A 23,956-nucleotide genomic window follows, 5' to 3' on the forward strand; every position below is an offset into this window, starting at 1 on the left:
CCACTAAAATAAGCGCACTTTTTACCCCCAATAAGGAACCGATTATGACTGACTTTACCGAGCTTCAAAGTGAAACTCGCGAAATTATCGCCGATTTGTTAAACGACGGCAGCGATCCTGCTGCACTTTATATTATTGAACATCACGTGGCGCATGATAATTTCGACTTATTAGAAAAAATCGCGCTGGATGCGTTCAAAATGGGCTATGAAGTGTCTGAAGCGGAAGAGTTTGAAGATGATGACGGCAAGCCGCTTTTTTGTTTCGACATTATTAGCGAAGTGGAATTAAAGGCAGAAATTATCGACGCGCAACAAAAAGAAATTTTGCCGTTAATCGAACGGCATCAAGGCGTTTACGACGGTTGGGGCACCTATTTTGAGGATCCGAACGCCGACGAAGACGAATATGGTAATGACGGCGAATTTTTCGACGAAGAGGACGAAGAGGAGGAGGAAGAAGTCGAAGAGGAAGCCGAAGGCAAGCGTTTACATTAATTAACTTCAAACCGCATCTAAATCGTGCGGTCTTTTTTACGGAGAAATGATGAAATTAAAAACCTTAAGTCTCGCTTTATTGGCCTTTTCTTTTGTTTTATCGGCGCGCGCTGACGCTGACGCCGCACAACCGAACAATGTCATCGCCTTCAATGTCGAGGCGGAACGCCAAATCGAACGCGATTTAATGCAAGTGAATTTATTCTATCAAAGCGAAGGCAAAAATTTGTCGGAGCTCAATAAAACCGTTAATACGCGTTTAAATAAAGCAATCGGCATCGCCAAACAATATCCTGCAGTGGCAATTCAAGGCAACACGCGTAATACCATGGTGCAATATGATGGCAAAGGCAAACAAAGCGGCTGGCTGGCGCGCGTTGAACTTATGTTGGAAAGCAAAGATTCGCAAGCGCTGTCCGACGTAATTAACGCCTTAGACGACACGCTCGCAATCGAAAATATTTCGGCATCGGTGTCCGACGAGAAATTAACGCATGTAGAAAACGAACTCACTCAAGCCGTTCTGGAAAAATTCAAAAATAAAGCTTTGTTAATTCAAAATACTCTGCAGATGAAAAATTATCGCGTGATGGATTTGAATATCTCTGCAGCCAATGAACACAATTATGCGCGCGTCTATTATGAGCCGACGGCGAAATCCGCGCTTACGCTTTCGGAATCTGCCTCCAATGCGGTGCCGTTGGAGAATGGCAAAGAAACCGTACGTATGCGTGTTGAGGGACGAATCGAGTTGCTTAGCGATTAATTTGCTATACAATTCTTTTTTCTTCTATACAATGGCGACACTTTTTATACAAATAAGGAAACTGCAATGAACGTAGCAAAAAACGTGGTGGTGAGCATTGCTTACCAAGTGCGCACGCAAGACGGCGTGTTAGTGGACGAGGCGCCGGCGAATCAACCGTTGGAATATTTACAAGGCCACAATAATTTAGTCATCGGTCTTGAAAAAGCCCTTGAAGGCAAAGCGGTGGGCGATAAATTCGAAGTGCGTGTGCAACCGGAGGAAGGTTACGGCGAATACAACGAAAGCATGGTGCAACGTGTACCAAAAGAGGTGTTCCAAGGCGTAGATGAATTGCAAGTGGGAATGCGTTTCTTGGCAGACACCGACATCGGCCCGGTTCCTGTGGTGATTACCGAAGTGGACGATGACGAAGTCGTCGTGGACGGTAACCATATGTTAGCCGGTCAAGAATTACACTTTACCGTAGAAGTGGTCGCTACCCGCGAAGCGACTTTGGAAGAAATCGCTCATGGCCATGTGCACGGCGCGCACGATCACCATCATCATGACGATGAAGATGGCCACGGCTGCGGTTGTGGCGGGCACGGCCATCACCATGCTCACGAACATGAGCACGAACACGAACATGAACATGGCGGTTGTTGTGGCGGCGCTCACAAACACGAACATGGCCACGGTCATGGTCATGGCGGCTGTGGATGCGGCGGACATTAATCACAGCATTCCACATAACAAAAAAGGCAACCCTAGGTTGCCTTTTTTGTTTTGACGCGCGTTCAATGTGGTTCTAATTGGCGATGTCGTGGCAATCGGACTGTCGTTGGTAAGAAAATTACGCGCCTTGTGTACTATCGCGCGGTCTAAACTTTAACTTACACTTTTTCATACCAAATTTGATTTATATACAGCGTTACGCATCCGGACGGAGTTTCGACCTTGACTTCGTCGTCGACTTCCTTGCCGATTAAGGCGCGCGCTACCGGCGAATCGATAGAAATCCAGTTTTTGGCGGGATCAAATTCGTCGCTACCAACCAGACGATATTGTTTTATCTCGCCGTTTTCCTCTTCCAGTTCTACCCAAGCGCCAAAGAAGACTTTTTGTTCTTGTTTAGGGTGGTAATCGACGATTTGCAGCACTTCCAAACGTTTGGTTAAAAAACGTACGCGGCGATCGATTTCGCGTAGCCGGCGTTTGCCGTAAATATATTCGGCATTTTCGCTGCGATCGCCCAATGCTGCTGCATCGGACACCGCTTGCGTGACTCTCGGGCGTTCTTCTTTCCACAAAAATTTGAGTTCTTGATCCAAGGCGTTCCAACCTTGGCGTGTGATGTAATTTGATTTTGCCATAATTAATCGAATAAGGTTTCGGTGGAAAAGCGTAACTCGGGGAAGCGCGTCGATGCCGCCATATCGCCTTCGGTAATAACTGCTACATTAAATAATCGGCATAGGTGTAGGATTTATTTAAATCTAGCTGGGACAATTTGGTAATAGTCGTCATAAATCCTCCTTACTAAAAATGATCGAATTATATTTGAGCCATCTTACCAAAACCAGTATGCTATGTCCCATTTTCATTAACCGGACGTATTGATATGTTAAATCAACAAATTAGCCAAATTATTGCAGCAGAACTCAACGTAGCGCCACAGCAAATTCTCGCCGCCATTCAACTGTTGGATGATGGCAATACCATTCCTTTTATTGCCCGTTATCGTAAAGAGGCGACCGGTGGTTTGGACGACACGCAATTGCGCCATTTTGAAACCCGTTTGGGCTATTTGCGCGAGTTGGAAGAGCGTCGCCAAAGCATTTTGAAATCCATTGATGAGCAAGGCAAACTCACCGACGAATTGCGTGCGCAAATCGAAGCGACACAAAGCAAAACCGAGTTGGAAGATCTCTATTTGCCTTTTAAACCGAAACGCCGCACTAAGGGACAAATCGCCATTGAAGCGGGATTGGAACCGCTTGCCGATTTATTGTGGAACGCACCGGAAAACGAGCCGGAATCTGCCGCACTTTCTTTTATCGATGCGGAAAAAGGCGTGCCGGATGCGAAGACCGCATTGGACGGCGCGCGTTATATTTTGATGGAACGTTTTGCCGAAGATGCTCAATTATTGGCAAAAGTGCGCCAATATTTACAGCAAAATGCGCAAATTGAAGCAAAAGTAATTGAAGGCAAAGAAGCCGAAGGGGCGAAATTCCAAGATTATTTTGAGCATACGGAATTACTCAAAAATGTGCCTTCTCACCGCGCATTGGCGATGTTGCGCGGACGTAACGAAGGCATTTTGCAACTTGGCTTAAATGCCGATCCCGATGCAGAAGAAGACGCGCGCCACAGTTATTGCGAAGAGATTATTCGCGAGCATTTGGGTGTGCATTTGAGCGGACAGCCGGCGGATAAATGGCGCGAACAAGTGATCGCTTGGACGTGGAAAATCAAAGTTTCCCTGCACTTAGAAACCGAATTAATGGGCGCGTTGCGCGAGAAAGCGGAAGAAGAAGCCATTGACGTTTTTGCCCGTAATCTCACCGCACTTTTAATGGCCGCCCCCGCCGGTTCTAAAAATACCATGGGGCTTGACCCGGGTTTACGCACCGGCGTGAAAGTCGCCGTGGTGGATAACACCGGGAAATTATTGGATACCGCCACCGTTTACCCGCATACCGGCCGTGAAACCGAGGCGCAGATGACGCTGTTCGGCTTAATTCGCAAGCATAAAGTGGAACTCATCGCCATCGGTAACGGCACCGCATCGCGCGAAACCGAACGCTTTGCCAAAGAGGTGATTAAAGAAATCAAAGAGAATAAACCGCAAACCGTGGTGGTTTCCGAAGCCGGCGCATCCGTTTATTCGGCTTCAGAATTTGCGGCAAACGAATTCCCGAATTTAGATGTCTCGTTGCGTGGCGCGGTGTCCATTGCACGTCGTTTGCAAGATCCGCTTGCCGAACTGGTGAAAATCGAACCGAAAGCCATTGGCGTGGGGCAATATCAGCACGACGTAAATCAAAGCCAACTTGCGCGTAAACTCGATGCGGTGGTGGAAGACTGCGTAAATGCAGTGGGGGTCGATTTGAACACCGCATCGGCGCCGTTATTGGCGCGCGTGGCGGGAATGACAAAGACGTTGGCGCAAAATATTGTGGCTTATCGTGACGAAAACGGCCGCTTCGACAGCCGCGAACAACTGAAAAAAGTGCCCCGCTTAGGGCCGAAAGCCTTTGAGCAATGCGCCGGTTTTATGCGCATCGCCGACGGTAAAAATCCGCTCGATGCTTCCGGTGTTCACCCGGAAGCTTATGCTTTGGTGGAAAAAATTCTGCACGCCACGCAACAATCCGTTCAGGAATTAATGGGCTCCAATGCGGTGCTCAAACTGGATGCGAACCAATTTACCGACGAACGTTTCGGTTTGCCGACGGTGCAAGACATTTTCAAAGAATTGGAAAAACCGGGGCGCGATCCGCGTGGCGAATTTAAAACCGCCACATTTGCCGATGGCGTGGAAGACATCACGGATTTGAAAGCCGGTATGATTTTGGAAGGCACCATTACGAATGTGACCAACTTTGGCGCGTTCGTCGATATCGGCGTACATCAAGACGGATTAGTGCATATCTCGTCACTTAGTGACAAATTCGTCGAAGATCCGCATCAAGTGGTAAAAACCGGCGATATTGTCAAAGTGAAAGTGTTGGACGTGGATGTGCCGCGCAAACGCATCGCACTGACGATGCGATTGGATGAAAATACGGTGAAAAATAGCGATAAAGCCGACCGCACTTCATCCGCCAAACCTCGCAGCAATGTGCCTCGCCAAGAGCGCAATGTGCGCAGCAATGTGTACGGCAACGGCGCCATGGGCAATGCCTTTGCCGATGCGTTAAAAAATTGGAAGAAATAACGGTGCATTGACTCCGTTGTTACACAACGCTGACATTTGCCGTTTCGCTTTCGCTGCGTGTTATCAAAATAGCACCGCATTGCAAGCCGCTTCAATGCGGTGCTATTCAATGCGGTGCTATTTGCCTGTTTGATAAGCGGTTCAACAAATCCGGTCGCGTTTTAGGGCGGCGACGTCCGAAATAAATGCGAAAGAAAAGGCGATGAAATATCGCCTTGTGTTTACCGATTTTGAATCCGTTCCATCGTAATTCGAATCGCGTCTTCAATTGAAGTGCCGTGATTTTTTCCTTCGATTAATTTAAATTGCGTCTTCACGCCTTGTTCTGCAAGAGCGTTGGCAAAATCTTGCGCGTTCATTGGCGCCATTTTTTGTCGCTGACGAATTTTATCCTGTTGTTCGGGGCGAATGTCGGGGTCGCGTTGTGGATATAATTCAAATTCCCCCAGCGTAACTGAAACGAAGTCGGGCTTCGCGGCAAGCCAAGGTTTTTCGCGCGTCAAAAATTCACCGTTTCCCCACCATAATGAAGGGCTGGCGAGGGTGTAATCTTGAAATAAATCCGGTTGATGAAACAACACGTAAATGCCGAATAGACCGCCGAAAGAATGGCCGAAGAAAAATTGGCGCGCTTCATTTGGTGCGTAATGTCGGACAATATCAGGTTTGAGTTTGGTTTGTAAGAAGCGTAAAAAACCTGCTGCCTGTCCGCCTTGACGGAACGCTTCGCCTTGTGCCGGGAAGGTGTAATCACGCGTGCGTTCCTCCAAGACGTAAGCTTTATCTGAAACGTAACCGATACCGATAATTAATGGCAACGGCTTGTTCGGATCCGCCGCGTTTACTGCTAAAGGAAACTGTGCGTTGCCGTCCAGCAGGTAAAGCACGCTTGGTTTTTGCGCGGTTTTGGTTTTCGCTTCGGCAATAAACAGCCGATAGATTTTATTTTCAAAAGGCATATCTTGCTGATGAAAAAAATAATGTTGTTGCATGCTCGGTTGAATTTGCGGAATTTGAAAATCGGGTTCGGCTTGCACGATGCGTGTAGCGCTGAACCCGATGAAAACTAGAAAAAATAGTCGCAGCATAATAGAACGGCGGCATTCGGTAAAATGCCGCGATACGTCGTTAGAATGTGATATTTAAATTCGTCCAGAGACGACGACCGTCTTCCACTGTCCAGCTGCCGCCGTTGGTGTTCACGCGTTCGCCGATTTGATTGGTGAGATTCAACAGCGCAACGTTTAAGGATACGTTCGGACTGAATTGGTAAGTACCACCGACATCCAGTGTGACGTAACCGGCGCGAGTGCGATAGCGATTACGGTTGTCACCATTACGCGGATTCGCCCAAATTTGTTTGCCTTTATAAGCTAAGCGGGTATAAGCGCTGAAGTTGTCGTTGGCCATCCAATTCAGTTTAGCGCTGGCGCTATGTTTCGGCGTGTTATCTAACGGTAAACCGCGCAAGCTGGCGCGAGAAGCCGATAAATCTTCATCGGATTTGCGTTTGGAATGTTGATAAGTATAGGAAAGATCCACATTCCAATGCGGGTTGAACGGAATATGTGCGCTCATTTCCAGTCCTTTAATGTTGGCTTTGCCGACGTTGCTATATTCGTATAAACGGGCGCGTGTCGCCGAATCTGTTCGGCCGGTGTCGTGACTGGTAAGTTTGTTTTTAAAATCCGTGTTAAAGACGGTCAGACTGACGTTCAAGTCATCACGGTTGTATATTAAACTCAATTCTTCATTTATGCTGGTTTCCGGTTTTAAATTCGGGTTACCGTAAATCACGCCGGCACCGCGTTCGGTCGAAGTAATGTAGCTTTCGCTTAATTCACGAATACTTGGTGCGCGGAAAGCTTTCGCCACGCCACCTTTTAAGCTGAATTGATCGTTAATGTGGTATACGCCGTAGATACGAGGGTTCCAGTGGGTACCGAATTTTTCATGGTGATCGAAACGGCTACCGAGAGTCAGTAAGAATTTATCGGCAAAATTGATTTCGTCTTCAGCAAAGAACGCATATTGTTTAATTTTATTTCTAGTGTTTTGATAATTCACTCTAATCGGTCGTACTCCGCGGTTAACGCTTAATACTGAATCATCTCGTAGTTTGGCCTGTTGATATTGTCCGCCGAAGACAAAGAAATGATTTGCAGCCGGTAACATTAATTTCCCATCAAAAACATTGTTGGTAATTTCCGGTTTGCGGGAATCTGTTACGCCGTTTGTGCTGACTTCGCGTTTTGCCTTTTCTTGATAAAAACTCAATTCGGAGGCCATAAAGTTCCAATCCGCTCGGTGGGTTAGTGACCAATGATTACGAATTGCTCGTGTGTTGCTTGGGTTATTAGGCGTTGTACTGCCGCCGCGCGTTGTGAAAAGTGCGATAGATTTTCCCGGTGTTTCATCTTTTTCGAGGAAGTGGCGACCGCCTTCTAAAATAAAGGTTTGTTTATCGGTCGGTGTGAAAGTCAATTTCGTATTGAGATTGCGGTTTTTATTTTTATTAGATGCACCGATGATTTCGTCTTCTTGGCGATAATTACCGCCGCCATAAATTTGCCAACCGAGTAAATTTTTAATTAGCGGGCCGGAAACAAAAAAGTTACCGTGATAACCGTCACCGAATGCGGTTTTATCGTGCACGGTAAAACCGCTTGAAAGTGAGCCGATCCATTCTTCCGTGGCGTCTTTCGTAATGATGTTCACTACGCCACCCATAGCGTCGGAACCATACAGGGAAGACATTGGGCCACGAACCACTTCAATGCGTTCAATTGCATTCAATGGCGGCATAAACCCGCCTTCAAAACCACCGTTACCGTTCGGACGGGATTCGCGCGTATTCTGACGACGACCGTCCACCATAATTAACGTGTAGTCGGGCGGTAAACCGCGTAAGGAAATATCTGTGCGATTGGCATTACTGCCGCTGACATTTACACCAGGTACGTCTTGTAATGCATTTTCCAGATTATTGACCGGATGTTGTTTTAGCTGTTGCCGATTTATGACGCTAATACTTGCCGGCGCATCTTTAAGAGCTTGCGAAGTGCCTGCGGCAGTTACCACGATTTCATCAAGTTTTTCCGTTTTTTGCTCATTTGCCGTTGCGTTTGCGGCAAAAATGCCGCTTAAGGCTAAGCTGATTGAGGTAAGTTTCATTAGTTTCATAAAGGTTCCTTTAGTTATTAAGAATTATTCCTATTTATCATACAGAAACTTGTTAAAATCTCAAAGGAGCAATTCGGTTAATGTTAAATTTCGATCGTTTCACTCAAAATATCCTCCGCTATCTTTCATTATTTTTGCTTTGATTATTTTTGACTTTCATCACAGATTTCAACTAAAAAAAGCATGAAATGGAGTTGATTTCCCAAAATGAGATCTAGTTAACATTTTTTTTAATGGTCTTTCTTTAGAATAAACCTAGCTAAATTTTAAACTTTGATCTATAGAGGTGACTTATGACAGACGTGAAAAAAGTAGTTAAAGAACTCGAAGCCCTTGGCATTTATGACGTAAAAGAAGTTGTCTACAATCCGAGCTATGAACAATTATTTGAAGAAGAAACTAAACCGGGTTTGGAAGGCTTTGAGAAAGGCACATTAACCACCACCGGTGCGGTGGCCGTGGATACCGGTATTTTTACCGGCCGTTCGCCAAAAGATAAATACATTGTATTAGACGAAAAAACCAAAGATACCGTTTGGTGGACTTCCGACGCAGCGAAAAACGACAATAAACCGATGAATCAATCCACATGGCAACACTTGAAAGATTTGGTCACCAATCAACTTTCTCGTAAACGTTTGTTTGTCATTGATGGTTTTTGCGGCGCCAGCGAAAAGGACCGCATTGCGGTGCGCATTGTGACCGAAGTGGCGTGGCAAGCGCACTTTGTGAAAAACATGTTTATTCGTCCGACGGAAGAACAACTTAAAAACTTTGAGCCGGATTTTGTAGTAATGAATGGTTCTAAAGTGACCAATCCGAATTGGAAAGAACAAGGCTTAAATTCCGAAAACTTCGTGGCCTTTAACTTAACTGAACGCATTCAATTAATCGGCGGTACTTGGTACGGTGGTGAAATGAAGAAAGGGATGTTCTCCATGATGAACTACTTCTTACCGTTGAAAGGTGTGGGTGCAATGCACTGTTCTGCTAACGTAGGTAAAGATGGTGATGTGGCGGTATTCTTCGGCTTGTCCGGTACCGGTAAAACCACGCTTTCCACTGATCCGAAACGTCAATTAATCGGTGACGATGAACACGGTTGGGACGATGTGGGTATCTTTAACTTTGAGGGTGGTTGCTATGCAAAAACCATCCACCTTTCCGAAGAAAACGAACCGGATATTTATCGCGCAATCCGTCGTGATGCGTTATTAGAAAACGTGGTTGTGCGTGCAGACGGTTCCGTAGATTTCGATGACGGTTCTAAAACAGAAAACACCCGCGTGTCCTATCCGATTTATCACATCGATAACATTGTTAAACCGGTTTCCCGCGCCGGTCATGCCACTAAGGTAATTTTCTTAACGGCAGACGCATTTGGTGTGTTGCCACCGGTTTCTAAATTGACACCGGAACAAACCAAATACTATTTCTTATCCGGCTTTACGGCGAAATTAGCGGGTACAGAACGCGGTATCACCGAACCAACACCGACTTTTTCTGCCTGTTTCGGTGCGGCATTCTTAACGCTTCACCCTACCCAATATGCGGAAGTGTTAGTGAAACGCATGCAAGCGGCAGGTGCGGAAGCCTACTTGGTGAATACCGGTTGGAACGGCACGGGTAAACGTATCTCCATTAAAGATACGCGCGGTATCATCGACGCCATCTTAGACGGTTCAATCGAAAAAGCCCAAATGAGCGAATTACCAATCTTCAATTTAGCAATTCCTAAAGCCTTACCGGGGGTTGATTCTGCTATCTTAGATCCGCGCGATACTTACGCTGATAAAGCGCAATGGGAGGCAAAAGCGAAAGATCTTGCCGGTCGTTTCGTGAAGAACTTTGAAAAATACGCGACTAATGCAGAAGGCAAAGCATTGATTTCTGCCGGCCCTAAAGCGTAGTTATAAAATTTGTTAAAAATCCGCCGCATTTTGGTAAATCAAAGTGCGGCATTTTTTTGTCTGATAATTAATATCCGGCAATTGGAGTCGTTATTACGGCATTAGCTATAAATTTAAAAAACGAGCAAGATGTTCGAGCTTGGTAAAAAAACTTGCCGAGTCATTAATCGACTGCCCAAAACAGCACCGCATTGAAGCCGTTCTCAATGCGGTGCTATTTCAATCGTTCGGCAATAATGTTGCAATGACTTACGCTTTGAAAAGGTTTCGAGGCGGCTCAATGAGTGTAATTTTGATTTTGCGTAACAGAGCATATTGGGAGATTTTTTAATTGCTCAAATAGCTTGAATTTTTTTAATTCATCGCCATATAGCGGAAAATTTTCTTAAATAAAAGGATAAAAAATGACAACAATCGTAAGTGTCCGTCGCAACGGACAAGTCGTCGTTGGCGGCGATGGACAGGTTTCTTTAGGCAATACGGTGATGAAAGGTAACGCACGCAAAGTACGTCGCTTGTATAACGGCAAAGTATTGGCCGGTTTTGCCGGCGGTACGGCGGATGCTTTCACCTTATTTGAATTGTTTGAACGTAAATTAGAAATGCACCAAGGGCATTTGCTGAAAAGTGCGGTGGAATTGGCGAAAGATTGGCGCACCGACCGCGCGTTGCGTAAATTGGAAGCGATGCTAATCGTGGCGGACGAGAAAGAAAGTTTGATTATCACCGGTATCGGCGATGTAGTACAACCGGAGGAAGATCAGATTCTTGCCATTGGTTCCGGCGGCAACTACGCGTTATCTGCCGCCCGTGCTTTGGTGGAAAATACTGATTTATCGGCGCGTGAAATTGTGGAGAAATCGTTGAAAATCGCCGGTGAGATTTGCGTATTCACCAACACCAATTTCACTATTGAGGAATTACCTTAATGGCTTGGCTTGGCTTTGCTTGATTTTTGCCGGTTTGCTGGAAATTGGTTGGCCGATTGGGTTGAAAATGGCAGATAACCCGGAGACGCGAATTTCCGGTATTGTGATTGCCGTAATATTTATGTTTGGTAGCGGGGTATTATTGTGGTTAGCGCAACGTACTATCCCGATAGGGACCGCTTATGGTGTGTGGACAGGAATTGGTGCGGCGGGAGCCTTTATTGTTGGCGTGCTGTTCTATCAAGATCCGTTCACCTTTTGGCGGATCATTGGTGCATTATTAATTGTTAGTGGTGTTGTCGTTTTAAAAATGGCAGCCTAGTTATAGTAAGGAAAAATTATGTCTGAAATGACACCTCGTGAAATAGTTTCTGAATTAGATCAACATATTATCGGTCAAAGCGATGCCAAGCGCGCAGTAGCAATTGCCCTAAGAAACCGTTGGCGCAGAATGCAGCTGCAAGAGCCAATGCGCCATGAAGTGACCCCGAAAAATATTCTTATGATTGGGCCGACCGGCGTGGGGAAAACCGAAATTGCCCGTCGTTTGGCAAAATTAGCCAATGCACCGTTCATTAAAGTGGAAGCCACTAAATTTACCGAAGTGGGGTATGTGGGTAAAGAAGTGGATTCCATTATTCGAGATTTAACCGATGGTGCAATGAAATTGGTTCGCCAACAAGAAATTGCTAAAAATCGCGTTAAAGCGGAAGATGCAGCGGAGGAGCGTATTTTAGATGCGTTGCTGCCGCCAGCGAAAAATCAATGGGGCGATGTGGAGAATCATGATAGCAACAGTAGTACACGCCAAGCTTTCCGCAAAAAATTACGGGAAGGACAGCTAGACGAGAAAGAAATCGAAATTGATGTTGCTGCCGGTGTATCTATGGGGGTGGAAATTATGGCGCCTCCCGGCATGGAAGAAATGACCAGCCAGTTGCAATCCATGTTTCAAAATCTCGGCAGCGAAAAAACTAAAAAACGTAAAATGAAAATTAAGGATGCTCTTAAAACCTTAATTGACGATGAAGCAGCGAAGTTGATTAACCCGGAAGAATTGAAACAAAAAGCCATTGATGCAGTGGAACAAAACGGCATCGTGTTTATCGACGAAATCGACAAAATCTGTAAAAAAGGCGAATACAGCGGTGCAGATGTGTCGCGCGAAGGCGTGCAACGAGACTTGCTGCCGTTGGTAGAGGGTTCTACCGTCAATACCAAGCACGGCATGGTGAAAACCGATCATATTCTGTTTATTGCCTCCGGTGCGTTTCAAGTGGCGCGTCCGTCTGATTTGATTCCGGAATTACAAGGGCGTTTGCCGATTCGAGTGGAGCTTTCCGCACTCACCGCCGAGGACTTTGAGCGCATTTTGACCGAGCCAAATGCTTCTTTAACGGAGCAGTACAGAGCCTTAATGGCCACGGAAGGTGTGAATATAGAATTTACTCAAGATGCAATTAAGAAAATCGCCGAGGCGGCATTCCGCGTCAATGAGAAAACTGAAAATATTGGCGCCCGCCGTTTGCATACGGTGATGGAGCGCTTGATGGATAAAATATCTTTCAATGCCAGTGATATGGACGAACAAACCGTCAGCATTGATGCATCATATGTCAACGAAGCGCTCGGCGATGTGATCGAGAACGAAGACTTAAGTCGCTTTATTCTTTAAAATTCAATTTGTGCTAAACCTTAAGTATTATCTTCAAGTATTTTTGAGGGAATAATCTAATCCGCACTTTTAAGTGCGGATTGTTATTTTGAATTTATGCTTCCATTGACATACAAAGTAAGGTCAATGGGTGGATACAAGTCACATTCGATGACATATCAATTTGCCATTTACAGGTTTGGCATTCGGAAATGACGTAGTCAAACCCGCCTTCGTTGATGTTATCGAATAAGGTTTTACCGATGGCTTGTGACACATCGTAATTTTCTGCCTTGAAGCCGTAAGTTCCGGCAATACCACAGCATTGTGACGGTAGCATCACTAATTCTAACCCTGGTATTTGTTTCAATACTTCCAACGTATAAGGCGCCCAGCCGGCTTTATCCACGTGACACGCGGTATGGTATGCCACACGCAACTTAAGTGGTTTGAGCGGTAGGGTTTTGCCTTCTTTGAAAAGTTGGTACAAGAAAGGCGTTACCATATGAATATGCGGGCGCACTTTAGCGTTATCGATACCCAAAACATGATGATATTCATCACGTAAATTGAGCGAACAACTGGATGCTTCGCTAATCACATCTAAGCCATTTTCATCCACCATTTTGCCAATATAATCGGTGTTAAATTGCGCAATGTTGCGTGCGCGTTCAGGGAAGCCGTTCACCATTAACGGCAAGCCACAACATTTTTCTTTTTCAAGCAACATCACGCCGATGTTCATGGCGTTGAATACTTTAATAAACTCTTTGCCCAGTTGCGGATTGTTGTAGTTTACGTAACAGCCGTGATAATACGCCACTTTGCGCTCAAATTTTTGTTGGTCTTTTAAGGCATTTTTCATATACCAGCTGCGGAACGTGCCAAAAGCATATTTTGGCAAGGTACGTTCTTTGCTGATTTTAAGCGTTTTTTCCAACATAAATTTAGTGGCTTTTAAACTCGTAATGGTGTTCACAATCGGCGCCAATGGGGTATTGATTTTACCCATTACATCCGTGTTACTTAAAATCGCATCACGCAATTTGTTCATTAATGGTTTCTTCGCCTGCGCCAAGTGATTATTACGGGCACGTACGATTAAGTCACCGATTTTTACATCAGACGGACAAGCCACTTCACAGCGTTTGCAGTTAGTGCAATATTTAAGGGCGTCATCGTAAAGCTCCGCGGATTTTAAACGTAAACGCTCACCGTCAGGGCCGGATTGTTTCGGGCCCGGATAAAGCGGATTATTGCGCGAAACCGGACAAACTGCGGTACAAGCAGTACATTTAATGCAGCTTTCAAAACTTTCATCAATGTATTTGTGACTTGCCGGGGAGTTGAGCGAGCGCTTTGCGCTTTCGATTAATCGTTGAATGTTCGTATCCATATCGCCCCCTATTTCGCTAAAATTTCATCAGCCACTGCCAACGCAGTCACTACCGCCACCCCCGAGCCGCAGCCGAGCTCAAGGGCATTAAAACCACCAATGACATTACCGATAGCATATAAATTCGCTAAAAATTGACCGCCCTTTTGCACTTGGCAATGTTCATTTATTGCCACGCCTGCCGATTGATAAGGCTGCGGATTCGCGAATCGGTGATTTGTCCAACTGAAGCGATCTTTGTTGTTGAAGCCTTCTACGCCGATAATGTCGGATTCAAACACCGGTTCATAAATTTTATCGAACTCGGACACCAAGCCTTTACTGAAGAAACTGCCTGCTGCTAAGACGAAATTGTCCGCGATGATTTCTTCATCTTCTAATAAACGGGTTTTAATACAATGCACGCGGTCGCCTTCAAAATGCGCGTTAAGTGCACTGTCTCCGTTAATCATTAAACCGCCGAGCGATTCAAATTTGCGGCGTAATTGAATGCGTTGACGCATACCGAGCAAAGACGGCGGCAATGTTGGCAATTCAAATAAGGCGAGTTTTGTCGCATCGCGCAATGCATTCATAAATTCTTGATTTTCCAAACCGAAGCACGCCGGTAAGAGCACCGCATTGGCGCCTTGTGCCGACTCGATGATTTCGCTGACTAAATCATTAAACGCTAACTTATGTTCTAATAATTGCGCAATATTCACACTGCGGAACTCACGCGCGTTTTGGCGAAGTTCATCTAATTGCGGAATATTTAAGAATCCGCTCGTCACTTCACAATGGGCGAATTGCGGATTAAGTACTAAATTCGCGGCTAGCAGTTGCGGTTGGAAATCGTGATAACCTTCAATGCCCAGCACTGCAATGCGTTTGTGCGGAAAGGTTTCGTTACCTTGCACGGTCGGTACGCTGTTCGGTGAAAGCCACGCGCCACGTAGACTACCAAGACCGGTCACTCGCCAGTGATTTTTTTCGCTGGAGCCGATTAAATCTAAATTGAGCGCATTGGCTAAGCGTTCAAAATCTTGCGCTTTGGCAATCACTTTTTCCGCACCTAATAAACTATAAGGGTGCGCCGGTAATGCGGTGCGAAGTGCGGTCAAATTTTCGTTGATATTTTCGACCACACTTCCATCCGGCATACGGCTTAACAGATCAAGGGAGCCGGAAGCGAAGTCGATGGCTGCTTGGCCGTTATTAATAATCACGCAACGTTTGCCGCGTTGTTGAAGGGCAATGCCGCAAGTTAAACCGGCAAGACCACCGCCGATAATGGCTACATCAAAATTCATTGCTATCCGTCCCCTGTTGCGCTTGTGTCTCAAGCGGTTTCACATCATTCAAGCCCAATACGCTGCCGTACATCCAAGAAGTAAATTCGGCTTCACGAATGGCTTCGCCCCAAGCAATCGGCTCAATGCCGCGCCAGCGTTCTTCCATAAAGGCGGAAAGTTGGGTGGTGGATTGGCGTGGTGTGGCCACTTCAAAACGGTTCATTAGACCAGCGGCACGGCAAGCACAAAGTTCTGCTTGGCAAGTGCCCATGCCCACGCGGGTGCGGCGGCGTAAATCCACAAGATTATTGACATCCAATTCATCCACCGCATAGCGCACTTCACCGGCAGTCACCGCTTCACATTCGCACACCATGGAACGATCCAAGCGTTCTTTATCTAACAAACGAGTGGCGCGTGAACCGTGGCGATATACCGCAGAATAGCGAATGGTGCTAGGGAGGGAAATGACTTTCTGATTGGTTTCTTGACGGCTTTCGGTGGAACCCGGAAGCGGTTGATCCGCCGTCACGCAAGTCGCGGTTTTATTAAGTTTTTTACAAACTAAGTTTGTTGCCCACTCAGCCATTAGGCGGTAAGTCATTAATTTACCACCGGTGATGGTAATGAAACCGTCTAAACCGTCACGTTCTGCGTGGTCAAGCAAGACGATACCGCGGCTCACATTACGGCCGGACGGATCATCATCGCTCGCCACCAACGGACGCACACCTGCATAAGCGCGAAGCACACGGGTATGACGCAAACTTGGTGCCAATTTTTCCCCTTCGCGGAATAGAATATCCACTTCTTCCGGTGTCACTTCCATATTGTCAATTTGATCGTAAGGAATGCGACTGGATGTTGTGCCGATAACACAAATAGTATCGCCCGGCACGAGAATATCTGCATCCGCCGGTTTACGACAGCGGTTAATAACCAATTTGTTAATGCGGTGCCCCATGACGAGCAGAGCGCCTTTGGCCGGGAACATTTTAATTTTGAGATCGGCGTATTCCGCAATGCCCTGTCCCCAAATACCGCCCGCATTCACGACTAACGGCGCAAAGAATTGGCGTTCGGCTTTGTTTTTGTGATCGTACACGTTCACACCGATGACTTTGCCACCTTCACGAATTAAATTTTTCACTTCGCAATAGGTAAACATTTTCGCGCCATTTTCAACGGCATCCATCATATTGGAAGCCGTTAAACGGAATGGGTCGATAGAGCCGTCCGGCACGACCACCGCACCGACTAAATCCGGATTGACGGAAGGCTCCATAATTTTGGCTAAATCAGGATCAATCGCTTGAGCATCAATACCGGATTTGGCACAGCTGTCAAGGAAGGTTTTTTGATAGTCCAGCGAATCTTCAGGCAACGTAATAAACAAGCCTTCTGTTTCATCCACGCAGTGGCGCGCGATTTTGCGCAAAATGCGGTTTTCTTTAATACATTCTTCCGCGGATTCTTGATCGTTCACTGCATAACGCGCACCGCTATGCAATAAACCGTGGTTACGACCGGTGGCGCCGGTGGCGATGTCGCGACGCTCCAGTAAAATACAATCAATGCCACGAAGCGCACAATCGCGTGCAATTCCCGCACCTGTTGCGCCACCGCCAATGATAATCACATCCGTTGAGAGTGGTGAAAGATCACCCGCATCTCGATATAAATTAGGCGATAATCCCATGTTTACCCCCAAAGCCCACTATATTTAATTTAAAATCTATAGTTAAAAACGATACCTAAAAATTATGGGCATTTTATTGAAGTCTGTTTAAATTAACAACGTTTTGAGCGAAAAAGAAAATATTTTTGTGATATGCCTCACAAAATATTTTCGTATTCGCTCATTAAGGCGTTTTTTTGTGAATTAAATCACATTTTTTGATAAATCCGCTTTTTTATTTTTAATTTTCTTTTATTATGCACTCCTATTTTTATATTCTTTGAATAACAACAAAGAACTCACCATAAAAACTAATAAATTGGAGAAAAGTTATGTTTGGACCATTTAAACCCGCCCCGCATATCGCGGAATTACCGGCGGAAAAAATTGATTCCACGTATAAACGCCTACGTTGGCAGGTGTTCGCAGGGATCTTCTTTGGTTATGCCGCTTACTATTTTGTTCGTGCAAACTTTGACTTAGCGCAACCAGGTTTAATTCAAGCCGGCCTTTATACTAAAGCAGAACTTGGTGTCATCGGTTCAGCGGCCGGTCTTGCCTACGGTTTATCAAAATTTGTTATGGCAGGGATGTCAGACCGTTCTAACCCGCGTGTATTCTTACCATTCGGTTTATTACTCTCCGGTTTATGTATGACCTTGATGGGCTTATTCCCATGGGCGACTTCCGGCATTGCAATTATGTGGGTGATGATCTTCTTAAACGGTTGGTTCCAAGGTATGGGCTGGCCTCCATGTGGCCGTACCATGGTTCACTGGTGGTCTAAATCCGAACGCGGTACTATCGTGTCAATTTGGAATACAGCGCACAATATCGGCGGTATGATGCCGGGTGCAATGGTATTATTGGCAAGTGCAATCTTCTTCAGTACTCACGGTATTGAAGCGCAAGCGAAAGACATCTGGCAACAATCTTTGTACTATCCCGGTATTGCTGCGATGATCTGTGCTATTCCGGTGTACTTCGTTATGCGCGATACTCCGCAATCTTGTGGTTTACCGTCCATCGAAAAATGGCGTAATGACTATCCTGATGACTATAACGAAAAAACTTATGAAAACGACTTAACTGCAAAAGAAATTTTCATTACTTATGTATTAAAAAACAAATTGTTATGGTACATCGCAATTGCTAACGTGTTCGTTTATTTAATCCGCTACGGCGTATTGAAATGGTCTCCGGTTTATTTAAGTGAAGTAAAACACTTCAATATCAAAGGTACCGCATGGGCATACACCATTTATGAATTAGCGGCTGTTCCTGGTACATTGCTTTGTGGTTGGGTATCTGACCATTTATTCAAAGGAAAACGTGGTTTAACAGGTTTCATCTTTATGATCTTAACTACTGTAGCAGTGGCAGCATATTGGATGAATCCGGCTACACCTGAAGCTGAGTTAGCAAACTACAGCGCATGGTATGAAAACCCATATCAATTAACCGACTTCGTATTAATGACCCTAATCGGTTTCTTAATCTATGGCCCTGTAATGTTAATTGGTTTACATGCTCTTGAGCTTGCACCGAAAAAAGCAGCAGGTACTGCAGCAGGCTTCACCGGTTTATTCGGTTACTTAGGCGGTACCGTATCTGCATCAGCGGTTATCGGTTGGGCTGCACAACACTACGGTTGGGACGGCGGTTTCTACGTCATGATCGGCGGTGGTATCTTAGCTATTATCTTACTCTTCATCGTAATGGTTGAAGAAGGTAAACATAAAGCGAAAATTGGCGATACCTACGGTAAATAAGGAATCGGTTTAGTGGCGGCAAGCGAAAGCTTGCCGCTTTTTTTTGTATCAATGCCTTGTTGCAACAGTGTGAACTTCGTTTTAAGCACCGCATTGAAAACAACATTTTAAATAATATCTCGCCGGTTTTTCTTATGATGCACGATTAAGGTGATATCGCATCGAACGAAATCATTTTCTGTTCATCAAAAAGTTTATTGAAATTCAGACCAAATACTGCTTCGTATTTCTAGAAAGACTTATGCAAAATCAACCCGCCAACACGCTTTATCATAAAGCCATTATTTTTATGATTTCCGCTTATTTCAGCATTACTCTGATGAACGCGTTCGTCAAAATTGCCTCCTCCACGATGCCGGCTAGCGAAACTTTATTTTCGCGTTTTTTGCTCGGCTTACTGTTTTTATTACCGTTTATGATTAAAGATCGCGATTTCAAAGTAGAAATCCGCCAATGGAAATTTCTGTTATTGCGCAACTTGGCGGGGGTGGCAAGTATGTTGCTTAACTTTTATATCGTCGCATTCTTACCGCTCTCGATTAGCGTATTGTTAATTAACACTTCAACACTGTTTATCCCGCTCTTACTGCTATTCTTTCGCCAAAAAACACCGCTTAATGTGCTAGCTTGCAGCTTAATCGGCTTTTTCGGCGTATCAATGATCTTACTCGCTAATCATAACGGCAGCGTCGAGCCGTTTTACGTGTTTGTCGGCTTAGGCGGTGCGGTGCTCTCAGCAATGGCATTCATCAGCCTACAAGAACTTAATAAGCACAATTCACCGAAAAACATCGTATTTTATTTTCACTTAATCGGTACTTTGCTTTTGCCGATATTTTTCATTCACCAATGGAAAATGCCTGATTTACACGAATTCGCCCTGCTGTTATTAATCGGCGGCTTTGGCTTAATTTTTCAACTGTTATTGACCCGCGCTTTCCGACATGCACCGGCGAACGTTATCACACCCTTTGCCTTTACCGGCGTAATTTTCTCAAGTGTGTTTGATTGGTTATTTTGGGATAGCGCGCCAACCCTTTCTTTTTGGCTTGGCGCTGTGGTGATTATTGCATCGGTGACGCTACTGGCTCGAATGCGGTCCTCAAAATGAGGTTTAACTGTTCATACGAAGATGGCGATTGGATTTATCCAAAATACCTTTTTTCTTCAATTCGCGGCTAATACGGATTGCGGTTTCCGTTTCACAACCACAGAATTCAGCCACTTCGCGATACGTCCAAGGATAATCGGGATAACTTTCCGTTAGGTTAGCGATGGCCTCCGCTACACGATCGTAACTACGTTTATGGGCAGTTTTGGTTAAACGATGCTCGGCATCATATAATTCGCCGGCTAATTGTTTAATCAAATATTGGGAAAATTGAGAATTATCCGCAATAAAACGCGCTTGCGATGTAGGTTGAATACGCGTAACGACCGCTTCTTGCAATACGCGGGCGCTGCAGTGATAGGTTGTATCGCTAAATAATGTACGAAAGCCAAAATATTGCTTGGCGTGGTACAGGCGAATAAGTGTTTCTTTGCCGTTCTCAAGCCCATGATAAAGACCGACTAGGCCGCTTTGAAGAAAATAAAAAACCTGAGTGCGTTCACCTTGAGAATAAATAACACTATTTCGTTCAAGGGTTTTACTTTCCGAAACGAGGCAGTGTGTTAATTGCTGAGGTAAATAAAGCATAATACAATCCTTCTGATGTCATTTGCTTTACTATACAAATTCAATTGGTAATCTGCCACGGGCAAGATGTAAAAGTGTTAACTTCGTAACAAAATAACATTTATTAAATAAATATTGGTTTAATAAAAAATATTTCACTCTAAGTAAAAATAAAATTTACTGATTTAAATTATCCTAAGGCAATATAACGATTGATTGAAGTTTCCGCTCACTTGAGATGTTGATGATTCAAAACAGGCTTTATCTATATGAATATGGACGGGAAATTCAGTAATTCTGTTTATCTCAATCGTCGAATGGACTAAAGCGAAGGCACGCCTCATCAGGTTTCAATGCGGTGCTGGTGGCGAAGGTCAATGACGGGCCAATAAAAAGGCCAAGCTCAGTAGAATAAAGAACTCGGCCCTTTAATTAAATCCGTCTATCAATTGTTTTTAGCCAAGCTAGGCTATTTGCCGTCCCAAGCTTGAATCGCATCCAAACGCGCTTTGATTTTATCTTGCGTATCGCCTTTGAAGTAATCTTTTTTCAAACCACCTTCCCAGCCACCATAATTCGCATTAGGTAATACGATATAAGTTTTGCCGAATTTCGCTTGGTTTTTCGCTGCGAAATCACGGCGTTCCGCATTTAATTTGCCATACACTGCATCACCAAAATCATCTAAATTATCGCCCACATAAAGTACGATTTCGTAACCTTGTTTTTCGATCTCGGCAAAACGCGCCGCTTTGGCGGATTTGTCTTTTTTCAAGTAAAGTGCCGACTCATCTACACCGTTGAAGCCTAAGCGTTTCATATCATCAATGGTACCGGCTTTTTCTGTGCTGTCTTTACGGTTAGTGACGTAGAACATTTTACCTTTGTGGGAATTGACATAATTGTTAAATTCCACCGCACCCGGCACCGCGCGAGACTGACGTGCATCAACCCAACGGGTCCAGTCTTGGCCGTCGAAAGGCTTATTATTTTTAACTTGCCAACCCGCATAAGGGCTGTTGTCTAACATCGTTTCGTCTAAATCCACAACCACAGCCTTTTTCTTACCTTTTGTTACTTTGGCATGATCAAAGGCCACTTTGGCCGCATTGTAGGCTTGATACGCTAACGCTTGATATTCACCGGAATCTTGCATCCAGTTTAAACCGAGCACGGCTTGCTGTTCTAATTGCATATTGGCATGCTCTTGCGGATCCATTTTGTGTGCGCAACCCGCTAAAACAAAGACAGAAATCGCTGTCAAGGCGGTCAATTTTAACGTTTTTTTCATGGTGTTTTCCTCTATTGAAACAAAATAAAACGCAAAAAGTATAACAAGACATTTTGTCGCTTTTCTAGTTTTTTGCCGAAATTTTTCGGCATTATTCGTTAATTTCACTAGATTTGTGATTAAGATCACAATCAGTCAAATTTGACTAAAAAACTCGTGAAAATCAACCGTACTTTTCCATCGCCTTTCATACCGTTTCAAGCTAAACTATAGACACTTTTAAGTTATACCGAGTAAATTATGCGATTATTTACAGCAATATTAATTGGAATTCTCGCGCTATTTCAATATGATTTTTGGTTCGGCAAAAACGGTTATTTAGATTATAAAGAAGTCGCTGCCAAAATTATCGAAAATAAAACTGAAAATGAAAGACTTATGCAACGAAATCAAATGGTTTCGGCAGAAATTCAAGGGTTGACTAAAGGGTTCGAGTCCATCGAAGAGCGCGCCAGAATGCAGCATGACATGGTGAAGGAGCACGAAATCTTCTATCACATTGTAAAAGAGCACAAATAATGTCTCGAAAAATCATCGCTATTATTCCGGCCGCTGGCGTGGGATCTCGTATGCAAGCCGATAAACCTAAGCAATATTTAACGATTCTAGGCAAAACCGTTTTGCAGCATACGTTAGAGATTATGCTTTCCCATCCTGCGATTTCTCGTGTGATTGTAGCGCTCAGTAAAAACGATCCTTACGCGGCTGAACTTGCTGTACTTTCTCACCCGAAAATTCAACTTGTAGAAGGGGGCGCAACACGTGCGGAGTCCGTTTTAAGTGCCTTGAATGTGGTATCGGAAGAGCACGTTTGGGCGCTTGTGCACGATGCGGCAAGACCTTGTTTAACAACACGGGATTTGGATAAGCTGTTGGCAACGACGGATGAAAACGGTGCCATTTTAGCGGTTCCGGTAACAGATACTGTTAAACGTGCAAATATCGCCGGCAATATTATTGCGACGGAAGATCGTTCACAACTTTGGCAAGCGCAAACGCCACAATTTTTTCCGCTGGATTTACTGAAAAAAGCCCTAAATACAGGGATACGGCAAAAACTCACCATTACTGACGAAGCATCAGCCATGGAATTTGCCGGATTTCAACCGCATTTAGTGATGGGACGACGCGATAATATCAAGATCACAAGACCGGAAGATTTGGCTTTAGCGGAGTTTTACTTAACAAGGAAAATATTATGATAAGAATCGGACACGGCTTTGATGTTCACGCATTTGGTGAAGATCGTCCGCTCATCATCGGTGGCGTAGAAGTGCCTTACCATACCGGGTTTATTGCCCACTCCGATGGTGATGTCGCATTGCATGCCTTAACGGATGCATTGTTGGGCGCGGCGGCATTGGGAGATATCGGTAAACTGTTTCCGGATACGGATATGCGATACAAAAACGTGGATAGCCGAGAGCTACTTCGTGAAGCATTTCGTCAAGTGCGGGCCAAAGGTTATAAAGTGGGTAATATAGATGTAACGATTATTGCACAAGCGCCGAAAATGCGTTCGCACATTGATGATATGCGTGGCGTCATTGCAACGGATTTACAATGCGATATTGAATCGGTAAATATAAAAGCAACAACAACAGAAAAGTTAGGTTTTACCGGAAGAAGCGAGGGGATTGCCTGTGAAGCTGTTGCACTTCTTATAAAACAATGAAAACGAGAAATTATGTAGTAGTTGTTGCACAAGGCCTAAATGACCTTACAAAATAGCACCGCATTGAAACGACTTTCAATGCGGTGCTATTTTTGTAATGCAAATTCATATTTCGTTCGAATGGTTTTGTATTTGCTACATAATGCCGTAAAAACGCATAAAAACGATTTCTGCATGAATAAATTGAACTATTATTCTGTAATTATTCCTGTTTGGGCTACTATATTGATTTATTTTAGGTAAACAAAAAGGCGACTCTTTCAAGTCGCCTTTTTAGTTAATTTATCAAATAATTATTTGATGATTTTCGCAACAACGCCGGCGCCTA

21 protein-coding genes are annotated in these 23,956 nt (G+C 44.6%); 13 read left to right on the forward strand and 8 right to left on the reverse strand.

Annotated elements, in window-relative coordinates; genetic code table 11:
• Positions 1-44 precede the first annotated feature (44 nt).
• The 3 genes from rraB (at position 45) to slyD (ending at position 1,980) form a co-directional block, all read left to right on the forward strand.
• Positions 45-497 (forward strand): ribonuclease E inhibitor RraB, encoded by a 453-nt coding sequence (gene rraB, locus ACO59Y_RS04945; protein WP_486131165.1) that lies wholly within the window; start codon positions 45-47, stop codon positions 495-497.
• 49 nt (positions 498-546) lie between these two features.
• Complete coding sequence (locus tag ACO59Y_RS04950; protein ID WP_486131167.1) at positions 547-1,263, forward strand: SIMPL domain-containing protein; 717 nt, start codon at positions 547-549, stop codon at positions 1,261-1,263.
• 66 nt (positions 1,264-1,329) lie between these two features.
• Positions 1,330-1,980 carry a peptidylprolyl isomerase gene (gene slyD / locus ACO59Y_RS04955; RefSeq protein WP_486131169.1) on the forward strand — a complete coding sequence of 217 codons (651 nt, stop codon included), beginning with the start codon at positions 1,330-1,332 and terminating at the stop codon, positions 1,978-1,980.
• A gap of 158 nt (positions 1,981-2,138) precedes the next feature.
• Here slyD and greB read toward each other — a convergent pair whose 3' ends face one another.
• Positions 2,139-2,618 carry a transcription elongation factor GreB gene (greB, locus tag ACO59Y_RS04960; protein WP_486131171.1) on the reverse strand — a complete coding sequence of 160 codons (480 nt, stop codon included), beginning with the start codon at positions 2,616-2,618 and terminating at the stop codon, positions 2,139-2,141.
• A 248-nt stretch (positions 2,619-2,866) separates the two neighbouring features.
• On the opposite strand from greB, the gene ACO59Y_RS04965 reads away from it, so the two are divergent.
• Positions 2,867-5,188, forward strand: a complete 2,322-nt coding sequence (locus ACO59Y_RS04965; RefSeq protein WP_486131173.1) for a Tex family protein — start codon at positions 2,867-2,869, stop codon at positions 5,186-5,188.
• Positions 5,189-5,409: 221 nt separating this feature from the next.
• Here the strand turns inward: ACO59Y_RS04965 and ACO59Y_RS04970 are convergent, their stop codons facing one another.
• Complete coding sequence (locus ACO59Y_RS04970) at positions 5,410-6,276, reverse strand: alpha/beta hydrolase (protein WP_486131175.1); 867 nt, start codon at positions 6,274-6,276, stop codon at positions 5,410-5,412.
• A 40-nt stretch (positions 6,277-6,316) separates the two neighbouring features.
• Positions 6,317-8,371, reverse strand: coding sequence for a TonB-dependent receptor domain-containing protein (locus ACO59Y_RS04975; protein ID WP_486131177.1), 2,055 nt, complete (start codon positions 8,369-8,371; stop codon positions 6,317-6,319).
• Positions 8,372-8,664: 293 nt separating this feature from the next.
• Here ACO59Y_RS04975 and pckA point away from each other — a divergent pair, with 293 nt between their 5' ends.
• From pckA to hslU, 4 genes are all read left to right on the forward strand, one after another.
• Positions 8,665-10,281, forward strand: a complete 1,617-nt coding sequence (gene pckA, locus ACO59Y_RS04980) for a phosphoenolpyruvate carboxykinase (ATP) (RefSeq protein WP_486131179.1) — start codon at positions 8,665-8,667, stop codon at positions 10,279-10,281.
• A gap of 404 nt (positions 10,282-10,685) precedes the next feature.
• On the forward strand, positions 10,686-11,210 hold the full coding sequence (hslV, locus tag ACO59Y_RS04985) for an ATP-dependent protease subunit HslV (protein ID WP_373603592.1): 525 nt from the start codon (positions 10,686-10,688) through the stop codon (positions 11,208-11,210).
• A complete protein-coding gene (locus tag ACO59Y_RS04990; protein WP_486131181.1) occupies positions 11,194-11,532 on the forward strand; it encodes a DMT family transporter in 339 nt (112 codons plus the stop codon). The genes hslV and ACO59Y_RS04990 overlap by 17 nt, the downstream gene beginning before the upstream one ends.
• An 18-nt stretch (positions 11,533-11,550) precedes the next feature.
• Positions 11,551-12,885: an ATP-dependent protease ATPase subunit HslU gene (gene hslU, locus ACO59Y_RS04995; protein WP_486131183.1), complete on the forward strand. Its 1,335-nt coding sequence runs from the start codon at positions 11,551-11,553 to the stop codon at positions 12,883-12,885.
• Between the two features lie 94 nt (positions 12,886-12,979).
• Here hslU and glpC read toward each other — a convergent pair whose 3' ends face one another.
• From glpC to glpA, 3 genes are read right to left on the reverse strand one after another with little or no spacing between them, the layout of a single operon-like run.
• Positions 12,980-14,260, reverse strand: coding sequence for an anaerobic glycerol-3-phosphate dehydrogenase subunit GlpC (gene glpC / locus ACO59Y_RS05000; RefSeq protein ID WP_486131185.1), 1,281 nt, complete (start codon positions 14,258-14,260; stop codon positions 12,980-12,982).
• A gap of 8 nt (positions 14,261-14,268) precedes the next feature.
• Complete coding sequence (gene glpB / locus ACO59Y_RS05005) at positions 14,269-15,552, reverse strand: glycerol-3-phosphate dehydrogenase subunit GlpB (RefSeq protein WP_486131187.1); 1,284 nt, start codon at positions 15,550-15,552, stop codon at positions 14,269-14,271.
• Positions 15,542-17,233, reverse strand: coding sequence for an anaerobic glycerol-3-phosphate dehydrogenase subunit A (glpA, locus tag ACO59Y_RS05010; protein ID WP_486131189.1), 1,692 nt, complete (start codon positions 17,231-17,233; stop codon positions 15,542-15,544). The genes glpB and glpA overlap by 11 nt, the downstream gene beginning before the upstream one ends.
• 311 nt (positions 17,234-17,544) lie before the next feature.
• Between glpA and glpT the strand changes: the two genes are divergently transcribed.
• The gene (gene glpT, locus ACO59Y_RS05015) at positions 17,545-18,984 is read left to right on the forward strand and encodes a glycerol-3-phosphate transporter (RefSeq protein ID WP_486131191.1); all 1,440 of its coding nucleotides are present in this window, start codon (positions 17,545-17,547) and stop codon (positions 18,982-18,984) included.
• A gap of 241 nt (positions 18,985-19,225) precedes the next feature.
• Positions 19,226-20,095 carry a DMT family transporter gene (locus ACO59Y_RS05020; protein WP_486131193.1) on the forward strand — a complete coding sequence of 290 codons (870 nt, stop codon included), beginning with the start codon at positions 19,226-19,228 and terminating at the stop codon, positions 20,093-20,095.
• Between the two features lie 3 nt (positions 20,096-20,098).
• On the opposite strand, the gene ACO59Y_RS05025 is transcribed toward ACO59Y_RS05020, so the two are convergent.
• Positions 20,099-20,683 (reverse strand): Crp/Fnr family transcriptional regulator, encoded by a 585-nt coding sequence (locus tag ACO59Y_RS05025; RefSeq protein ID WP_373603600.1) that lies wholly within the window; start codon positions 20,681-20,683, stop codon positions 20,099-20,101.
• 448 nt (positions 20,684-21,131) lie between these two features.
• On the reverse strand, positions 21,132-21,953 hold the full coding sequence (locus ACO59Y_RS05030) for a 5'-nucleotidase, lipoprotein e(P4) family (RefSeq protein WP_486131195.1): 822 nt from the start codon (positions 21,951-21,953) through the stop codon (positions 21,132-21,134).
• 240 nt (positions 21,954-22,193) lie between these two features.
• Between ACO59Y_RS05030 and ftsB the strand changes: the two genes are divergently transcribed.
• Genes ftsB through ispF form a run of 3 tightly spaced genes read left to right on the forward strand, consistent with a single transcriptional unit; the run spans position 22,194 to position 23,628 of the window.
• Positions 22,194-22,472: a cell division protein FtsB gene (gene ftsB, locus ACO59Y_RS05035; RefSeq protein WP_486131197.1), complete on the forward strand. Its 279-nt coding sequence runs from the start codon at positions 22,194-22,196 to the stop codon at positions 22,470-22,472.
• Positions 22,472-23,155 carry a 2-C-methyl-D-erythritol 4-phosphate cytidylyltransferase gene (gene ispD / locus ACO59Y_RS05040; protein ID WP_486131199.1) on the forward strand — a complete coding sequence of 228 codons (684 nt, stop codon included), beginning with the start codon at positions 22,472-22,474 and terminating at the stop codon, positions 23,153-23,155. Before ftsB ends, ispD begins: the two co-directional genes overlap by 1 nt.
• A complete protein-coding gene (gene ispF / locus ACO59Y_RS05045; protein ID WP_373603604.1) occupies positions 23,152-23,628 on the forward strand; it encodes a 2-C-methyl-D-erythritol 2,4-cyclodiphosphate synthase in 477 nt (158 codons plus the stop codon). Before ispD ends, ispF begins: the two co-directional genes overlap by 4 nt.
• The last annotated feature ends 328 nt before the right edge of the window (positions 23,629-23,956 follow it).

It is taken from the genome of Rodentibacter sp., assembly GCF_057314195.1.

Coding starts and splice junctions, on each gene's coding strand:
- rraB (WP_486131165.1), top strand. CDS start 45: ATGACTGACTTTACCGAGCTTCAAAGTGAAACTCGCGAAATTATCGCC.
- ACO59Y_RS04950 (WP_486131167.1), top strand. CDS start 547: ATGAAATTAAAAACCTTAAGTCTCGCTTTATTGGCCTTTTCTTTTGTT.
- slyD (WP_486131169.1), top strand. CDS start 1,330: ATGAACGTAGCAAAAAACGTGGTGGTGAGCATTGCTTACCAAGTGCGC.
- greB (WP_486131171.1), bottom strand. CDS start 2,618: ATGGCAAAATCAAATTACATCACACGCCAAGGTTGGAACGCCTTGGAT.
- ACO59Y_RS04965 (WP_486131173.1), top strand. CDS start 2,867: ATGTTAAATCAACAAATTAGCCAAATTATTGCAGCAGAACTCAACGTA.
- ACO59Y_RS04970 (WP_486131175.1), bottom strand. CDS start 6,276: ATGCTGCGACTATTTTTTCTAGTTTTCATCGGGTTCAGCGCTACACGC.
- ACO59Y_RS04975 (WP_486131177.1), bottom strand. CDS start 8,371: ATGAAACTAATGAAACTTACCTCAATCAGCTTAGCCTTAAGCGGCATT.
- pckA (WP_486131179.1), top strand. CDS start 8,665: ATGACAGACGTGAAAAAAGTAGTTAAAGAACTCGAAGCCCTTGGCATT.
- hslV (WP_373603592.1), top strand. CDS start 10,686: ATGACAACAATCGTAAGTGTCCGTCGCAACGGACAAGTCGTCGTTGGC.
- hslU (WP_486131183.1), top strand. CDS start 11,551: ATGTCTGAAATGACACCTCGTGAAATAGTTTCTGAATTAGATCAACAT.
- glpC (WP_486131185.1), bottom strand. CDS start 14,260: ATGGATACGAACATTCAACGATTAATCGAAAGCGCAAAGCGCTCGCTC.
- glpB (WP_486131187.1), bottom strand. CDS start 15,552: ATGAATTTTGATGTAGCCATTATCGGCGGTGGTCTTGCCGGTTTAACT.
- glpA (WP_486131189.1), bottom strand. CDS start 17,233: ATGGGATTATCGCCTAATTTATATCGAGATGCGGGTGATCTTTCACCA.
- glpT (WP_486131191.1), top strand. CDS start 17,545: ATGTTTGGACCATTTAAACCCGCCCCGCATATCGCGGAATTACCGGCG.
- ACO59Y_RS05020 (WP_486131193.1), top strand. CDS start 19,226: ATGCAAAATCAACCCGCCAACACGCTTTATCATAAAGCCATTATTTTT.
- ACO59Y_RS05025 (WP_373603600.1), bottom strand. CDS start 20,683: ATGCTTTATTTACCTCAGCAATTAACACACTGCCTCGTTTCGGAAAGT.
- ACO59Y_RS05030 (WP_486131195.1), bottom strand. CDS start 21,953: ATGAAAAAAACGTTAAAATTGACCGCCTTGACAGCGATTTCTGTCTTT.
- ftsB (WP_486131197.1), top strand. CDS start 22,194: ATGCGATTATTTACAGCAATATTAATTGGAATTCTCGCGCTATTTCAA.
- ispD (WP_486131199.1), top strand. CDS start 22,472: ATGTCTCGAAAAATCATCGCTATTATTCCGGCCGCTGGCGTGGGATCT.
- ispF (WP_373603604.1), top strand. CDS start 23,152: ATGATAAGAATCGGACACGGCTTTGATGTTCACGCATTTGGTGAAGAT.